Origin of the sequence: Streptomyces sp. NPDC056347 (assembly GCF_042262625.1) — a bacterium.
Taxonomy (GTDB): domain Bacteria; phylum Actinomycetota; class Actinomycetes; order Streptomycetales; family Streptomycetaceae; genus Streptomyces.
The window spans coordinates 14,442-29,395 of sequence record NZ_JBHJQP010000029.1 but is presented as its reverse complement, the minus strand read 5'-3'; the positions used below and the strand labels follow the sequence as shown (position 1 = coordinate 29,395).

At 71.4% G+C, this 14,954-nt stretch carries 15 protein-coding genes; 11 read left to right on the top strand and 4 right to left on the bottom strand.

What is annotated here, in order from left to right:
- The first annotated feature begins 4 nt into the window (after positions 1-4).
- Positions 5-670, top strand: a complete 666-nt coding sequence (locus ACFCV8_RS10055; RefSeq protein ID WP_376684821.1) for an MBL fold metallo-hydrolase — start codon at positions 5-7, stop codon at positions 668-670.
- A gap of 48 nt (positions 671-718) precedes the next feature.
- Positions 719-1,498, top strand: coding sequence for an exodeoxyribonuclease III (locus ACFCV8_RS10050; RefSeq protein WP_376684820.1), 780 nt, complete (start codon positions 719-721; stop codon positions 1,496-1,498).
- A gap of 122 nt (positions 1,499-1,620) precedes the next feature.
- Here ACFCV8_RS10050 and ACFCV8_RS10045 read toward each other — a convergent pair whose 3' ends face one another.
- The gene (locus ACFCV8_RS10045; protein ID WP_376684819.1) at positions 1,621-2,793 is read right to left on the bottom strand and encodes a Cmx/CmrA family chloramphenicol efflux MFS transporter; all 1,173 of its coding nucleotides are present in this window, start codon (positions 2,791-2,793) and stop codon (positions 1,621-1,623) included.
- Between the two features lie 388 nt (positions 2,794-3,181).
- Between ACFCV8_RS10045 and ACFCV8_RS10040 the strand changes: the two genes are divergently transcribed.
- The 5 genes from ACFCV8_RS10040 (at position 3,182) to ACFCV8_RS10020 (ending at position 6,959) form a co-directional block, all read left to right on the top strand.
- Positions 3,182-3,646, top strand: coding sequence for a DUF6278 family protein (locus tag ACFCV8_RS10040; protein WP_376684818.1), 465 nt, complete (start codon positions 3,182-3,184; stop codon positions 3,644-3,646).
- Positions 3,647-3,747: 101 nt separating this feature from the next.
- Positions 3,748-4,491 carry an amino acid ABC transporter ATP-binding protein gene (locus ACFCV8_RS10035; RefSeq protein WP_376684817.1) on the top strand — a complete coding sequence of 248 codons (744 nt, stop codon included), beginning with the start codon at positions 3,748-3,750 and terminating at the stop codon, positions 4,489-4,491.
- 10 nt (positions 4,492-4,501) lie between these two features.
- Positions 4,502-5,428: a glutamate ABC transporter substrate-binding protein gene (locus ACFCV8_RS10030; protein WP_376684816.1), complete on the top strand. Its 927-nt coding sequence runs from the start codon at positions 4,502-4,504 to the stop codon at positions 5,426-5,428.
- Between the two features lie 17 nt (positions 5,429-5,445).
- Positions 5,446-6,090 carry an amino acid ABC transporter permease gene (locus ACFCV8_RS10025; protein ID WP_376684815.1) on the top strand — a complete coding sequence of 215 codons (645 nt, stop codon included), beginning with the start codon at positions 5,446-5,448 and terminating at the stop codon, positions 6,088-6,090.
- Positions 6,087-6,959 (top strand): amino acid ABC transporter permease, encoded by an 873-nt coding sequence (locus ACFCV8_RS10020; protein ID WP_376684814.1) that lies wholly within the window; start codon positions 6,087-6,089, stop codon positions 6,957-6,959. The genes ACFCV8_RS10025 and ACFCV8_RS10020 overlap by 4 nt, the downstream gene beginning before the upstream one ends.
- Positions 6,960-7,178: 219 nt before the next feature.
- On the opposite strand, the gene ACFCV8_RS10015 is transcribed toward ACFCV8_RS10020, so the two are convergent.
- Entirely contained in the window at positions 7,179-8,390 is a 1,212-nt protein-coding gene (locus ACFCV8_RS10015; protein ID WP_376684813.1) for an Ig-like domain-containing protein, read from the bottom strand.
- An 86-nt stretch (positions 8,391-8,476) separates the two neighbouring features.
- Here ACFCV8_RS10015 and murJ point away from each other — a divergent pair, with 86 nt between their 5' ends.
- Positions 8,477-10,276, top strand: a complete 1,800-nt coding sequence (murJ, locus tag ACFCV8_RS10010) for a murein biosynthesis integral membrane protein MurJ (protein WP_376684812.1) — start codon at positions 8,477-8,479, stop codon at positions 10,274-10,276.
- A gap of 47 nt (positions 10,277-10,323) precedes the next feature.
- Here the strand turns inward: murJ and ACFCV8_RS10005 are convergent, their stop codons facing one another.
- On the bottom strand, positions 10,324-11,064 hold the full coding sequence (locus tag ACFCV8_RS10005; RefSeq protein ID WP_376684811.1) for a hypothetical protein: 741 nt from the start codon (positions 11,062-11,064) through the stop codon (positions 10,324-10,326).
- 104 nt (positions 11,065-11,168) lie between these two features.
- Between ACFCV8_RS10005 and ggt the strand changes: the two genes are divergently transcribed.
- The gene (gene ggt, locus ACFCV8_RS10000) at positions 11,169-12,977 is read left to right on the top strand and encodes a gamma-glutamyltransferase (RefSeq protein WP_376684810.1); all 1,809 of its coding nucleotides are present in this window, start codon (positions 11,169-11,171) and stop codon (positions 12,975-12,977) included.
- Positions 12,978-13,127: 150 nt separating this feature from the next.
- Positions 13,128-13,814 carry a glycoside hydrolase family 75 protein gene (locus ACFCV8_RS09995; protein WP_376684809.1) on the top strand — a complete coding sequence of 229 codons (687 nt, stop codon included), beginning with the start codon at positions 13,128-13,130 and terminating at the stop codon, positions 13,812-13,814.
- Positions 13,815-13,838: 24 nt separating this feature from the next.
- Here ACFCV8_RS09995 and map read toward each other — a convergent pair whose 3' ends face one another.
- Positions 13,839-14,606, bottom strand: a complete 768-nt coding sequence (gene map, locus ACFCV8_RS09990; protein WP_376684808.1) for a type I methionyl aminopeptidase — start codon at positions 14,604-14,606, stop codon at positions 13,839-13,841.
- 41 nt (positions 14,607-14,647) lie between these two features.
- On the opposite strand from map, the gene ACFCV8_RS09985 reads away from it, so the two are divergent.
- Positions 14,648-14,917, top strand: coding sequence for a helix-turn-helix domain-containing protein (locus tag ACFCV8_RS09985; protein ID WP_376684807.1), 270 nt, complete (start codon positions 14,648-14,650; stop codon positions 14,915-14,917).
- Positions 14,918-14,954: the final 37 nt, after the last annotated feature.

Sequence of the window (14,954 nt, the reverse complement as noted above, 5' to 3'; positions counted from 1 at the left end):
CCCCATGGACGCCGTGAACCCCGTGCACCCGACCCTGACCAAGAAGACGCACTCCTGCATCCGCCTGGAGAAGGGCGGGCGCACGCTCGTCATCGACCCCGGCGCCTTCTCCGAGGCGGACGCCACCGCCGGTGCCGAGGTGCTGCTGGTGACGCACGAACACCCCGACCACTTCGACGAGGGGCGGCTGCGCGCGGCCCTGGAGGCCGACCCGGCCGTCGAACTCTGGACCCTGCGCAGCGTCGCCGACCGGCTCGCCGCCGCCTTCCCCGGCCGCGTCCACACCGTCGGCCACGGCGACACGTTCACCGCGGCGGGTTTCGATGTGCAGGTCCACGGCGAACTGCACGCGGTGATCCACCCGGACATCCCGAGGATCACCAACATCGGCTTCCTGGTGGACGGCCCGGACGGCGCGCTCTTCCATCCGGGCGACGCGCTCACCGTCCCGGACCGCCCGGTCGACACCCTGATGGTTCCGGTGATGGCCCCCTGGAACAAGATCTCCGAGGTCATCGACTACGTACGCGAGGTCGCCCCGCGCCGCGCCATCGACATCCACGACGCCCTGCTCACCGATCTGGCCCGCCCGATCTACGACAGCCAGATCGGCTCCCTCGCCCCCGCCGACCACGGACGGCTGGCCCCCGGCGAGTCGACCGCCCTGTGACAGCCGCCGGTCCGGCGGCTGTCGGTGCCAACCGCTAGGTTTACGTACATGCGCATCGCCACCTGGAACGTCAATTCGATCACCGCCCGGCTCCCGAGGCTGCTGGCATGGCTGGAGAGCACCGGCACGGACGTGCTGTGCATCCAGGAGACCAAGTGCGCCGCCGAGCAGTTCCCGGCGGACGCGCTCCGTGAGATCGGCTACGAGTCCGCGGTCCACGCCACGGGGCGGTGGAACGGGGTGGCGCTGGTCTCCCGGGTCGGCCTGGCCGATGTCGTCGAGGGGCTGCCGGGCGGCCCGGAGTACGACGGGGCGCAGGAGCCGCGGGCGATCTCCGCGACCTGCGGTCCGGTCCGCGTCTGGTCGGTCTACGTGCCCAACGGCCGCGAGGTCGAGCACCCGCACTACGCGTACAAGCTGCGCTGGTTCGAGGCCCTGGGCAAGGCCGTCGCCGGGGACGCCGCCGGCGCGCGGCCGTTCGCGGTGCTGGGTGACTTCAACGTGGCCCCGACCGACGAGGACGTGTGGGACCCGGCGCTGTTCGAGGGCGCCACGCACGTCACCCCCGCCGAGCGCGCCGCCCTCGCCGCGCTGCGCGAGGAGGGGCTGTCCGACGTCGTGCCCCGCCCGCTCAAGTACGACCGCCCGTACACCTTCTGGGACTACCGCGAGCTGCGCTTCCCGAAGAACAAGGGCATGCGCATCGACCTGGTCTACGGAAACGCCCCGTTCGCCGCGGCGGTCAAGGACAGCTACGTCGACCGTGAGGAGCGCAAGGGCAAGGGCGCCTCCGACCACGCCCCGGTGGTCGTGGACCTCGACGTCTGAGCCCGTTGTCAGTGCCGGGGGCTAGCGTGGGACGCGTCCTTAATCCCGCTGGCTGGCTGCTTGCTGCGACCGAGGACGGCCCCGCCCGTTCAGCGCCGGGCGGGGCACCATGATCCTCGCGGTCAGGCCGCGGGAGCCCCGGCTCCCACCCCTGCCCGCGCCCCGGCCATGACCCGCACGGCGGGCCCCAGTGCCAGGACCATCAGCAGCGCGCTCACCCACAGCGGCGAGCGGAAGCCGAGGTCCGCGTCGATCGCCAGCCCGCCCAGCCAGGGGCCGAGCGCGGCCCCCACGTTGAACGCGGCCGTGGCGAACGAGCCGGACAGCGTCGGCGCCCCGGGCGCCAGCCGGAAGACCCAGGAGATCAGCGCCGTACCGGTCCCGAACGCGAGCATCCCCATGACGAGCACCAGCGCCACCGTCGCGCAGGTGCTCCCCGCGGTCAGCGCGAGCCCGGCCCAGCCCGCCGTCAGCGCCACCAGCCCGGCCGCGGTGAAGACGACCGGCCGGGTGTCCGCGAACCGCCCGGCGGCGGTGACGCCGAGGAACGAGCCCAGCCCGAAGAGCGCCAGCAGCCCGGGAACCCGGTCCGGGCCCAGCCCGGTGACCCGGGTGGCGAGCGGCTCGACATAGGAGAACGCGCAGAACGTCGCACCCTGTACGAGCGCCATCGTGACCAGGGTCAGCGGCAGCCGCGGGGCGGCCAGGGCCCGCAGCTCCTGACGTACGGGCACCGGGTCCGACGCGGGCCGCCCCGCCGGGACGCTCCGCGCGATTACCAGGACGGCCGGTACGGAAACCAGGGCCACGGCCCAGAACGCCGACCGCCACCCCCACTGCCCGCCCAGTGCCGCCCCGGCGGGCACCCCGGCCACACAGGCGAGGGTGACGCCCCCGACCACCACCGAGGTGGCGCGGGCCCGGGCCCCGGGACCGGCCAGGGAGACCGCGGTGACCAGGGCCACCGCCCAGAACCCGGCGTTGGCCACCGCCCCGACGACCCGGGTCGCCAGCAGCAGTCCGTAGCCGGGGGTGAGCGCGCCGACGACATGGACGGCGCAGAAGACGCAGAGGAAGAACACCAGCGCCCGGCGGCGCGGCCAGTTCCGGCTGAAGAGTGCCATCAGGGGCGCCCCGACGATCATTCCGACGGCGAAGGCCGAGGTCAGCAGACCCGCGGCGGGGATGGACACATGCAGGTCGGCGGCGATGTCCGAGATCAGTCCGGACAGCATGAATTCGGAGGTGCCCTGGGCGAAGACCGCGAGCCCGAGCGCGTAGACGGCGAATGGCATGAAGAGACCCCATGGAAGTCTGACGGAGGGACCGAACAGGGGGTGTGGGCCCGCACCCGCCCCGTGGAAACGGGCGGCAACGTGGAAGAACGCCCGGCATGTTCACGGACGTGACCCGGCGGATGCGCGCGGGAGGAACGCGGGCCCACACGGCGGTGGTCCTGCGGCAGTGGCCTGTCGACTGCGGATCGGCCACCGGCGGACCGGTGGCTAGCCTCTGTCGGACTCGGGGCTGGACATGCGGGTGACGGTACCAGCCCGGACCGGACCGCCTCGACCCGGTTCCCGGTACACCGGCGGTTCACCCCGGTGCCACCGGCGAGCCGGCCGGCCGGCGGACCGCGCGCCCTGTGGTGCGTGGTGTGGCCGGGATGCGACCCTGAGCGGTATGAACATCCCTTTCCTGGACAACTGGCGTAAGCGGCACGGCGGGGTGGAGGGCGTGGGGCTCTCCGCCGCGTTCGCGGACGATCCCGAAGGCGTGGCCGAACTCCTGGCCGAGTGCGAGCTGCTCCGGGTGCGGGCGGGGCAGCTCGGGCTCCGACTGGACGACAGCCCGGCGTCGTTGGCGGGCCTGGACCAGCTGCCGCCGCGCTGGCGCGACGACCCGGAGGAGCTGCCCTGGCTGGGCAACGACGCGGGGCTGTACCTCGGCACGGTCCTGGTGCGGAACGTCCCCGGAGCGGTCTGGGGCATCCGACCCGGCGGCCGGCCCGTGGTGCGGCTCTCCTCCGGGCGGGAGATCGACGTGGTCGGTGCCGGGCTGGACTGGGCGATGGCGGGCAGCCCCGAACTCTCCCAGGTCTACTCGGAATCCGCCGAAGCGCAGGGTCCGCCGACGACAAGCACATAAGACGCCTTATGTCCTGTTTACGCGTGTCGGGGGCGAAGTCCCTTTCCGGGCTGGATAGTTTGCGCTGACCTCGGCACACGGAAAAGTGGGTAGGGCAGCGTATGGCCGTCGATCCGTTGATCGAACTGCGGGACGTCAACAAGTACTACGGGCAGTTGCACGTACTGCGGGACATCAATCTCACCGTGGGCCGCGGGGAGGTGGTGGTGGTCATCGGCCCCTCGGGCTCCGGCAAGTCGACACTCTGCCGGACCATCAACCGGCTGGAGACGATCGAGTCCGGCCGGATCGCGATCGACGGCAGACCCCTTCCCGAGGAGGGCAAGGGCCTGGCCCAGCTCCGTGCCGAAGTGGGCATGGTCTTCCAGTCGTTCAACCTGTTCGCGCACCGCACCGTGCTGGCCAATGTCTCGCTCGCCCAGCTCAAGGTCCGCAAGCGGAAGAAGGACGAGGCCGACCGGCGCTCCCGTGAACTGCTGGAACGGGTCGGACTCGCCGCGCACGCCGACAAGTTCCCCGCCCAGCTCTCCGGCGGCCAGCAGCAGCGCGTCGCCATCGCCCGCGCCCTCGCCATGGACCCCAAGGCGCTGCTCTTCGACGAACCCACCTCGGCCCTCGACCCGGAGATGATCAACGAGGTGCTGGAGGTCATGCAGCAGCTCGCCCGGGACGGCATGACCATGGTCGTCGTCACGCACGAGATGGGCTTCGCCCGCTCCGCCGCCAACCGCGTGGTCTTCATGGCCGACGGGCGCATCATCGAGGACCGTACCCCCGAAGCGTTCTTCACCGCTCCGGAGAGCGAGCGCGCCAAGGACTTCCTGTCCAAGATCCTCAAGCACTGACGGGGGTTGCGTGTTGCGCACCGTACCGCGTACGAGAAGAGTCCTGACCGTCTGCACCGTTCTCGTGCTGGCCGTGCTCGCCGCCGCCTGCGGCAAGGAGGGCAGCCCGCCGGTCAAGGGCCCCAGGCCCGATCAGCTCCCGGTGTACAAGGTCGACACCGCCTTCCGGCTGCCCGCCTCGCCGACCTGGACGAACGCGAGGAAACGCGGCTACCTCCGGGTCGGGGCCAAGGAGGACCAGCCCTATCTGGGCGAGAAGGACCCCGCCACCGGCGTCTACTCCGGATTCGACATCGAGATCGCCAGAATGATGTCGGCCTCGCTCGGCTTCGACCCGAAGACGATCCGTTTCCGGACCATCGCCTCAGCCAACCGCGAGACCGCCCTGCAGAACGGCCAGATCGACTACTACGTCGGCACCTACACCATCAACGCCATGCGCAAGAAGCTCGTCGGCTTCGCCGGGCCCTACTTCATGGCCGGGCAGGGCCTGCTGGTCCGCACCGACGAGCACGGCATCGACGGCCCGCAGGACCTGGCGGGCAGGACCGTCTGCTCGGCCGCGGGGTCGACCCCCTACCAGCGCATCGCCGCCGACTTCCCGAAGGCGATCCTGGTCTCCTACGACACGTACTCGATCTGCGTCGACAACCTGCTCACCTACCAGGTCGACGCCGTCACCACCGACGACGCCATCCTCCTGGGCTTCGCGGCCAAGGCGCCCGACGAGATGAAGGTCGTGGGCAAGCCGTTCTCCCGGGAGCCGTACGGCATCGGCGTCCCGCGCAGTGACAACGCACTGCGGTTCGCGCTCGACGACGCGCTGGAGGCCAACCAGAAGAACGGCAACTGGAAGAAGGCGTTCGAGGCCACGCTCGGCCTGTCCGGCGTGCCCGCGCCGAAGCCGCCGCCCATCGACCGCTATCCGGCTGCCTGAGGGGGCGGCCATCGCACATGAACGTACTCACCGACAATTTCTCGCTCTACGGCAAGGGCTTCCTCGGCACCGTCGAACTGACCGTCTACTCCACCGCCCTGGCCCTGGTCCTCGGTTTCCTCATGGCCTCCTTCCGGGTCGCCCCGGTCGGCTCGCTGCGGGTGATCGGTACGGTCTGGGTGACGGTGCTGCGCAACACCCCGCTGACCCTGCTGTTCTTCGCGGTCCTGCTCGGACTGCCCCGCTTCGGCCTCGTCCTGCCCTTCAAGCTCTTCGCGGTCCTCGCGCTCGGCTGCTACACCTCCGCGTTCATCTGCGAGGTGCTGCGCTCGGGCATCAACACCGTGCCCACCGGGCAGGGCGAGGCCGCGCGCAGCCTGGGCATGACGTTCGGACAGACACTGAGCACCGTGGTGCTGCCGCAGGCCTTCCGCACGGTGATCCCACCGGTCGGCTCCACACTCATCGCCCTGGCCAAGAACTCGGCGATCGCCGGGGCGTTCAGCGTCACCGAACTGCTCGGCACCTACAAGACCCTCAATGAACTGGGCTACAGCATCATCTGGTCGTTCGTCTGGATCGCCGTCGGCTACCTGATCATCACCCTGTCCATCAGTGCGCTCTTCAACGTGATGGAGAAGCGCTGGGGAGTCGCCCGATGACCACCCGCACCGCACCCGCGGCCACCGCGCTGTACGACATCCCGGGCCCGGCGACCCGCAGACGCCACCGGCTCTACGGGATCGCCGCGACGGCCCTGATCCTCGCCCTGGTCGCCTGGGTGATCTATCTGCTGGTCGACACCGGCCAGTTCGCCGCCGCCAAGTGGGCCCCCTTCGCCTACAAGGGCATCCAGGAGCTGCTGCTGCGAGGTCTGGGCAACACCCTCAAGGCGTTCGCCTGCGCGGCGGTGCTCTCGCTGCTGCTCGGCGCCGTCCTCGCGGTCGGCCGGCTCTCCGTGCACCGGGCGGTGCGCTGGATCGCGACGCTGCTCGTGGAGTTCTTCCGGGCCATGCCCGTACTGGTGATGATCTTCTTCATCTTCGTGGCACTGAAGGTCCAGCCGCTGCCCGCCCTGGTCACCGGGCTGACCCTGTACAACGGCTCGGTGCTCGCCGAGGTCTTCCGCGCCGGGATCAACTCCGTGGAGCGCGGCCAGTCCGAGGCCGCGTACGCCCTGGGACTGCGCAAGACGCAGGTCACCACCTTCGTACTGGCGCCGCAGGCGGTACGCGCCATGCTGCCCACCATCATCAGCCAGTTGGTGGTGGCGCTGAAGGACACCTCGCTCGGCTACCTGATCACCTACGAGGAATTTCTGCACGCGGGCAAGCTCATCGCGTCCAATCTGGACTACGATCTTCCCTTCATCCCGGTGGTGATGGTGATCTCGCCGATCTACATCGGGATGTGCATGCTGCTCTCCTGGTTCGCGACCTGGGTGGCCAAGCGGGAACGGCGCAATCCGAAGATGAAGGCCGTGGAGATCGCACCGGCCGAACCCGGGACGCTGCTGCCGGGGGTGCAGTAGCCGGGGCCGCCGCGAGGCGGACCCAGCGGAGCGGTGCCCGCCCGGCAGCAGCCGGTGATCACTTCTCGTACGGGACGACGGGCCCGTGCACCGGGCCTTCCCGGGCGAGAAGAAGGTCAGCTGCGCCGGGCCGGGCGGTGCTCGACCGGCTGCCTTCCCGCCCGAGCCGGAGGGGAAGGCAGCGGTTCGGCCCCTCCACGCGGCCGCCGCAACCGGCTCCTACAGCGCGCTCTTCGACTGCCAGTCGGCCCACGACACGTTCCACGCCCCGTAGCCGTTGCCCTCCGCGACGGTGCCCTTGGCGTCCGCTCCGGTGATCTCGAACGGGTCGCCGACCCGCACCTGCTGGTACACCGCGCCGGCGTTCGCGTCGCTCATCCCGACACAGCCCGAGCTCCGGTTGGCGACCCCGAAGTAGGCCGCGTTCCACGGCGCCGCGTGGGCGTACATCCCCGACCAGGTCAGCCGCATCGAATAGTCGACCATCTTGTCGTAGGCGTCGCCGAGGCCCACCGTCTCGGAGCGCATGTTGATCGTGCCCTCCTTGGACATCAGCACCGCCGTGCCGCGCCAGGACGCCTTCTCGCCGCCGGGGGTGCCGGCCGACATGGGCACGTCCATCACGGTCTTCCCGTCCCGCTTCAGCGCCAGCCGGTGACGGTCGAGGTCCACCTTCACGACCTGCTCGGCGCCGATCGTGAAAGTGGTCCGGTAGTCGCGTACGAACCAGCCGCCGGACGGGCCGGAGTCGATGCCGTTGAGATCGGCGTCCAGCGTGACCTTCGTACCGGACTTCCAGTACTCCCTGGGCCGCCAGTCGACGCGGTCCTTGCCGGAGTAGTCCTGCAGCCAGCCCCAGGAACCCTCGGTGTTGTTCGAGGTGGAGACCTTCAGGGCCTTCTCGACCGCCGCCCGGTCCTTGACCGGGTGGTCGAAGACGATCGACAGCGGCTGGGCGATGCCGACCGTGGTGTCCTTGCCGGGGGCCAGCGTCAGCTTGTTGACCTGCTCCGCGGCGGCGGTGGTGAACCCGGCCTTCGCGCTGCCGCCCGCCGCGGTCCTCGCCTCGACCCCGTACGTGGTGCCCGGCGCGGCAGGGCGCTCGGATGTCCAGGTCCGGCCGTCGGCGGATATCCGGCCGGTCAGTGCCGCGCCGCCGTCCGCGCTCACCGTGACCGCCTTCAGCTTTCCGGTGGCGAGCGTCACCTTCACCGGCTTGCCCGGGGCGGCCCGGTCGCCGTGCAGGTTCACCGAGATCGAGGCCTCCTTGGGGGCGGCCCCGGAGCCGCCGCCCTTCCCCGAGTCCGAGGCGGCGGCCCCGGAACACGCGGTGAGCAGGGACCCGGCCACCGCGCAGCCGGCGACCAGGGAGAGCCGGACCGGACGGCCGAGCGGAGCGGAACGGCGTACGGGCCGACGTGCAGCGATCAACGGAAAAACCTCCAAGGCATTGCTCTTCACAGAGAAAGATGCGCCCATCCGACGAAAGGTTTCGAAATCCTGCTGAAAACCACGAAATGCCCTGTGTGACATATGTCGCAGTGCCGCAGCCACCGCCCGGCCGCACACGCCGCCCCGCGTCCCCCGCACCGGTGCGCGACGGGCGCGAGGTAGTCTCCACGCCTGACCGGACGGCCACAGGGCGGGGAACAACGGTGGGTACAGCGGCGAACCATGTGGAGACCGCGGCGCCCGGGCCCCGCCCGGCACCCCGCTCGGCGCTGCGCAACGGCGCCGTCATGGCGGCCGGGTCCCTCGTCTCCCGGGCGACCGGCTTCATCCGCTCGGCGGTCGTCGTCGCCGCACTCGGCACCGGACTCCGGGCCGACGGGTACAACGTCGCCAACACCGTGCCCAACATCCTCTACACCCTGCTCATCGGCGGTGCGCTCAACGCCGTCTTCGTCCCCGAACTGGTCCGCGCGGCGAAACAGCACGCCGACGGCGGAGCGGCGTACACCGACCGGCTCCTCACCCTGTGCACCGCCGGCCTCCTCGCCCTCACCGGCCTCACGGTCCTGGCCGCCCCCTGGATCGTCGAGATCTACGCCCCCGGCTACGACGGCGCCCAGGCGGACATGACCGTCGCCCTGGCCCGCTACTGCCTGCCGCAGATCCTCTTCTACGGGCTGTTCACGCTCCTCGGTCAAGTCCTCAACGCCCGGGACCGGTTCGGCGCGATGATGTGGACCCCGGTCCTCAACAACCTGGTCATCATCGGTGTGTTCGGGCTCTACCTGGCCCTCGCGGCGGGCTCCGACGGGGTGCTCACCCCGGAGCGGACCCGGCTGCTCGGCTGGGGCACGACCGCCGGGATCGTCGTCCAGACCCTCGCCCTGCTGCCCGCCCTGCGCGCCGCGGAGTTCCGCTGGCGGCCCCGGTTCGACTGGCGGGGCAGCGGACTGACCCGGCCGCTGCGCGCGGCCGGCTGGCTGGTCGCGCTGGTGCTCACCAACCAGATCGCCTACTGGGTGGTGACCCGGCTCTCCACCACCGTCGGCCTGCGCGCCGAGCACCAGGGGGCGGCGGGCGGCGCCGGGTACACCGCGTACAGCTACGCCTTCCAGCTCTGGGTGGTCCCGCACGGCATCGTGACCGTCTCGCTGGTGACCGCGCTGATGCCCCGGATGAGCCGGGCCGCCGCCGACCGGGACCTGCCCGCGCTGCGCCGCGACGTCTCGTACGCCCTGCGCACCTCGGCCGCCCTGGTGATACCCGCGGTGGCCCTGCTCTTCGCGCTGGCACCGTGGGCGATGGGCGCGGTCTACGGGTACGGGCGGACCGGCGACGCCGACATCGCCGTGATGGCGGGCATGACCATGGCGTTCGCCCCCGGCCTCGTCGCCTACTCGGGGCAGTACGTGCTCTCCCGGGCCTTCTACGCGATGAGCGACACCCGAACGCCCTTCCTCCTCAACCTGGTGATCGCCGCGCTCAACGCCGGGCTCGCGGCCGCCGCGTATCTGCTGCTGCCGCCCCGCTGGGCCGTCACGGGAATGGCCGGGGGCTACACCGTGGCACTGTTCGCGGGCTTCGCCGCAACCGCGTACGTGCTGCACCGAAGGCTCGGCGCCGGGACCTCGCCACTGCGCTCGGCAGCGCTGGCGGCACAGCTGCGGCTGGTGGTGGCGGTGGTGCCCGCGGGACTGCTGGGATACCTGACGGCGCGGGCCTGCGCCGGGGCCGGGGACTTCGCGGCGCTGGGCGCGGGCACCCTCGTCCTGCTGCTCACCGTGGCCCTGCTGGCCCGCCCGTTGCGGCTGCGGGAAGTCAGTGCCGCGATCGGGGCGGGCCGGGCGCGGCTGCGGCGGGCCTGAGCCCGCGCTCCGGTCCGGCGGTGCGCTGGACCGGGACCGCCGGGCGGTCAGGGAGCCCGGTGCGAGTTGCGCGGAGCCGGTACGGGGGACTGCGCGGCGCGGGTCACGTCCGCGACCACCTCGACCACATCGGGGCCGTACGCCTGGGAGTTGACCACCTTCAGCAGCAGGCAGAAGCTGTTGTTGCCGTGCTTGCGGGCCAGCTTCTCGTAGTTGCGGGAGAGGTAGCGGGAGGCCGCCTGGTTGGTGATGGCCTGCTGCCCGCAGAAGAGGAAGACGGGCCGCGTGTCCTGACCGGCCGTCAGCCGCGCCAGCAGCACGTACTCGGCGACCCCCTTCTCGACCCGGTAGCGCTCCGAGCCGATCTGGAAGGCGTTGCGGTCGGGGCCGGGCGCGGGGTCGGTGTTCACCCTCACCCCGGGCAGCAGCGAATGCAGATGGGCGGCCATCCGGCGGTTGGAGACCGGGCCGCCCACGCAGAATTCGGTGCGCTCGCCGAAGCCCTGCTGCGCGACGTCGTGCGAGAGGATCTGCGCGTGGGCCGAGCAGTCCTTGATGAGCGCGGAGAGCTCCAGCAGCGCGAAGACGTCGTGACGGTGGACGGAACCGTCGCCGCCCGCGTCGCGGTTGACGACGAGCAGACACTCGGAATTGCCCGGCAGTCCGAAGAAGGCCTGCTTGCGCCGGAGTCTGCGGCGCCAGAGATAGGTGCGGGCGAGCCAGCCCAGCGCGGCACTGACGCCGGCGGCTATCACGCCCAGCACGATGTTGCGTACGTCGTCACTCATGGGCGGGCATGCTAGCGGGCGCCGGGAAACGGCATCACGGCGGACCTGACGGCGCGGGCGGCCCGGCGTTACCCTGCGCGGACGACCCCGCACTGGAGGTGGGTATGAGACGTTCCATCGCGCGAAATGTCGCTTTACCGGCTGTTCTCGCCACTGTCGCCGCCATGGGCGCAGCCGCCCCGGCCGCGTCCGCGCGGGCGCCCGAGGCGCCGCCCAAGTCGCCCGTGGCGGTGGGGTACGGAGGCGCGGTGGCCAGCGTCGACGCGGACGCGTCGGCGGCCGGCATCGAGGTGCTGCGCAAGGGCGGCAACGCGGTGGACGCGGCGGTGGCGACCGCGGCCGCGCTCGGCGTGACCGAGCCCTATTCGGCAGGCCTCGGCGGTGGCGGCTACTTCGTGTACTACGACGCCGGGCGGCACGCCGTGGAGACGATCGACGGCCGGGAGACCGCCCCACGCAGCGCGGACTCGTCACTCTTCCTGGAGAACGGCAAGCCGCTCTCCTTCGACCAGGCAGTGACCAGCGGACTGGCCGTGGGCACCCCCGGCACCCCGGCCACCTGGGACACCGCGCTCCGGACCTGGGGCAGCAAGCCGCTGCGGCAGGTCCTGAAACCGGCCGAGCGGCTCGCCCGGGACGGCTTCGTCGTCGACAGCACCTTCCGCTCGCAGACCGAGGGCAATCAGGCCAGATTCGCCGACTTCCCGGCGACCCGCAAGCTCTTCCTGCCCGGCGGCGAACTGCCGGTGGTCGGCTCCGTCTTCAAGAACCCCGACCTGGCCCGCACCTATGAGCAGGTGGGCCGCGAGGGCGTCGACGGGCTGTACCGGGGCGAGCTGGCCGACGACATCGTACGGACCGTCCGCAAGCCGCCCGTCGACCCGGACGCCACCCGCGTGGTGCGCCCCGGCGACCTGACCGCGAAGGACCTGCGCTCCTACCGGGCGCTGCGGCAGGCACCGACCAGGGTCGGCTACCGGGGCCTCGACGTCTACGGCATGGCGCCCTCCTCCTCCGGCGGCACGAGCGTCGGCGAGGCGCTCAACATCCTGGAGTCCACGGACCTCTCGAAGCTGAGCGAGGCCCGGTACCTGCACCGCTACATCGAGGCCAGCCGGATCGCGTTCGCGGACCGGGGCCGCTGGGTGGGCGACCCGGCCTTCGAGGACGTGCCGACCCGGGAACTGCTCGGTCAGCGGTTCGCCGACGCGCGGGAGTGCCTGATCAGGGACGACGCCGTACTGACCAGCCCGCTCGCCCCGGGCGACCCGAGGCACCCGGCCGACTGCGCGAGTGGAGGCAGGGCCGCCCCGACCACGTACGAGGGGGAGAACACCACCCATCTGACCGTGGCCGACAAGTGGGGCAACGTCGTCGCGTACACGCTGACGATCGAGCAGACCGGCGGCAGCGGCATCACCGTGCCGGGCCGCGGCTTCCTGCTCAACAACGAGCTCACGGACTTCTCGTTCGCGCCCGCCGACCCCGCGGTGTATGACCCGAACCTGCCCGGTCCGGGCAAGCGGCCGCGTTCGTCCATCTCGCCGACGATCGTGCTGAAGCACGGCAGGCCGGTGCTGGCCCTGGGGTCGCCCGGTGGCGCCACGATCATCACGACGGTGCTCCAGTCGCTCCTCGGCACCGTCGACCGGGGGCTCCCGCTGGTCGACGCCATCGCGGCGCCGCGCGCCAGCCAGCGCAACGCGCCGACGACGGAGCTCGAACCGGAGCTGTGGAACAGCCCGCTCCGGGCGCAACTGGAGTCGCTGGGCCACGCTTTCAAGCTCAACCCCGAGATCGGGGCGGCGACGGGCGTGCAGAGGCTGCCGGACGGGCGCTGGCTGGCGGCCGCGGAGAAGGTGCGCCGCGGCGGCGGATCGGCCATGGTCGTGAGGCCGGCCGGACGTCCCTGACGGTACGTCAACAAGGTTGAGCGGCAAGGGGCTGGTTCCGGGCGTTGACGCGCACCGGAACCAGCCCGCGGTCTTGACGGCGGCGGCCGGCCGGGGCCATGTTGTGGCCCGCCGGTAAGGAAAGTTTCCTATTGAAGGGGCACCCCCACTGTGCGTACTCGAACGCTCGCCCTCGCCGCCACCTCCGCCGCCGCCCTGCTCGCCACCGCGGCAATGGCCCCGGCGGCCCACGCCGGTCCGGGCATCAAGGAGGGCACCGTCAGCGCGGCCGACCTGCTGGCCAAGGTCACGTCCTGCTCGCAGATATCCAACGGCAAGTACCGCACGGACGAGGAGACGTCGGCGACCGTCCCGGTCTGCGGCAAGAACGGCGCCGTGTTCTGGAAGGCCGACATGGACATCGACTGCGACGGCGAGATCACCGCCGCCTGCAACGAGGACACCGACCCGTGGTTCCAGAACGGGACGGCGTTCGAGACCTCCGCCGGAAAGCCGCTGAACGCCGAGAAGCTCCCGTACGTGGTCGTGCCCAGCGCCAGCAGCATCTGGAAGTACGGCGACTCGGGCATCAAGGGCGGCGGCGTCGTCGCCGTGATCTACAACAACAAGGTCGAGTACGCGGTCGTCGGCGACACCGGCCCCAGCCAGATCATCGGCGAGGCGTCCTACGCCACCGCCAAGGCCCTCGGGATCGACCCGGACCCGGAGACCGGCGGCGCCGAATCCGGCGTCACGTACATCCTGTTCAAGAACTCCCAGGTGTCGCCGATCGAGAGCCACAGCGCCGCCGTCACCGCCGGGGACGCCCTGGCCAAGCAGTTCCTCCAGAACAACTAGATCCGGCGCCCCGGGCCGGGGCGGTCACAGCGCGGTGAGGACCCGCGGGCCGTCGTCGGTGATCGCCACCGTGTGCTCGGCGTGCGCGGCGCGGCTGCCGTCGGTGGTACGCAGCGTCCAGCCGTCCCGGTCCGCGTAGTAGTCGTCCGTTCCGCCGCCGATCAGCATCGGCTCGATGGCCAGCGCCATCCCGTGCCGCAGCGGCAGGCCCCGGCCCGGCCGTCCCTCGTTGGGGACGGCCGGGTCCTCGTGCATCGACCGGCCGATGCCGTGGCCGCCGAAGCCTTCCGGGATGCCGTATCCGGCGCTCCGGCAGACCGTGCCGATCGCATGCGCGATGTCGCCGATGCGGTTGCCGACGACCGCCGCCGCGATGCCCGCCTCCAGCGCCGCGAAGGCCGTTTCGACGAGCCGGGTGTCGGCGGGCCGGGCCCGGCCGACGGTGAAGCTGACCGCCGAGTCACCGGCCCAGCCGCCCAGGGTCGCGCCCGCGTCGATGCTGACCAGGTCACCGTCGCGCAGCCGCTGGTCGGTGGGGATGCCGTGGACGATGGCGTCGTTCACCGACGCGCAGATCACGGCGGGGAAGGGCGTGGGCGCGAAGTGCGGCCGGTAGTTCAGGAAGGGCGAACCGGCGCCCGCGTCCCGCAGTACCTCGCGGGCCACCTCGTCCAGTTCGCGCAGCGGGACGCCGACCGTCGCGGCCTGCCGTACGGAGGTCAGGAGCTGGGCCACGACCCGGCCGGTCTCGCGCATGGCATCGATGGATGTGTCCGTCTTGAGTTGCACCATGCCAATTACTATACCGGTCTAAGCGGTATTAGAATGACGGCATGGTTCGAACTCCCCTGACCCCGGAAGAGCGCCGCCGCGGCGAGCGCCTCGGCGAGCTGCTGCGCGCGGCGCGCGGCGGACGCAGCATGGTCGAGATCGCGGCGAGCGCCGGAATCTCCGCCGAAACGCTCCGCAAGATCGAGACGGGCCGCGCCCCGACCCCGGCCTTCTTCACCGTCGCGGCCCTGGCCGGTGCGCTCGGCCTGTCGATGGACGAGATCCTCACCCGCTGCGCCCCCGAGCCGGACGTGGTCCCGCTGGCGGGATAGGAACGGCCCCGGCCCCCGAAGCGCACGGGAGCCGGGG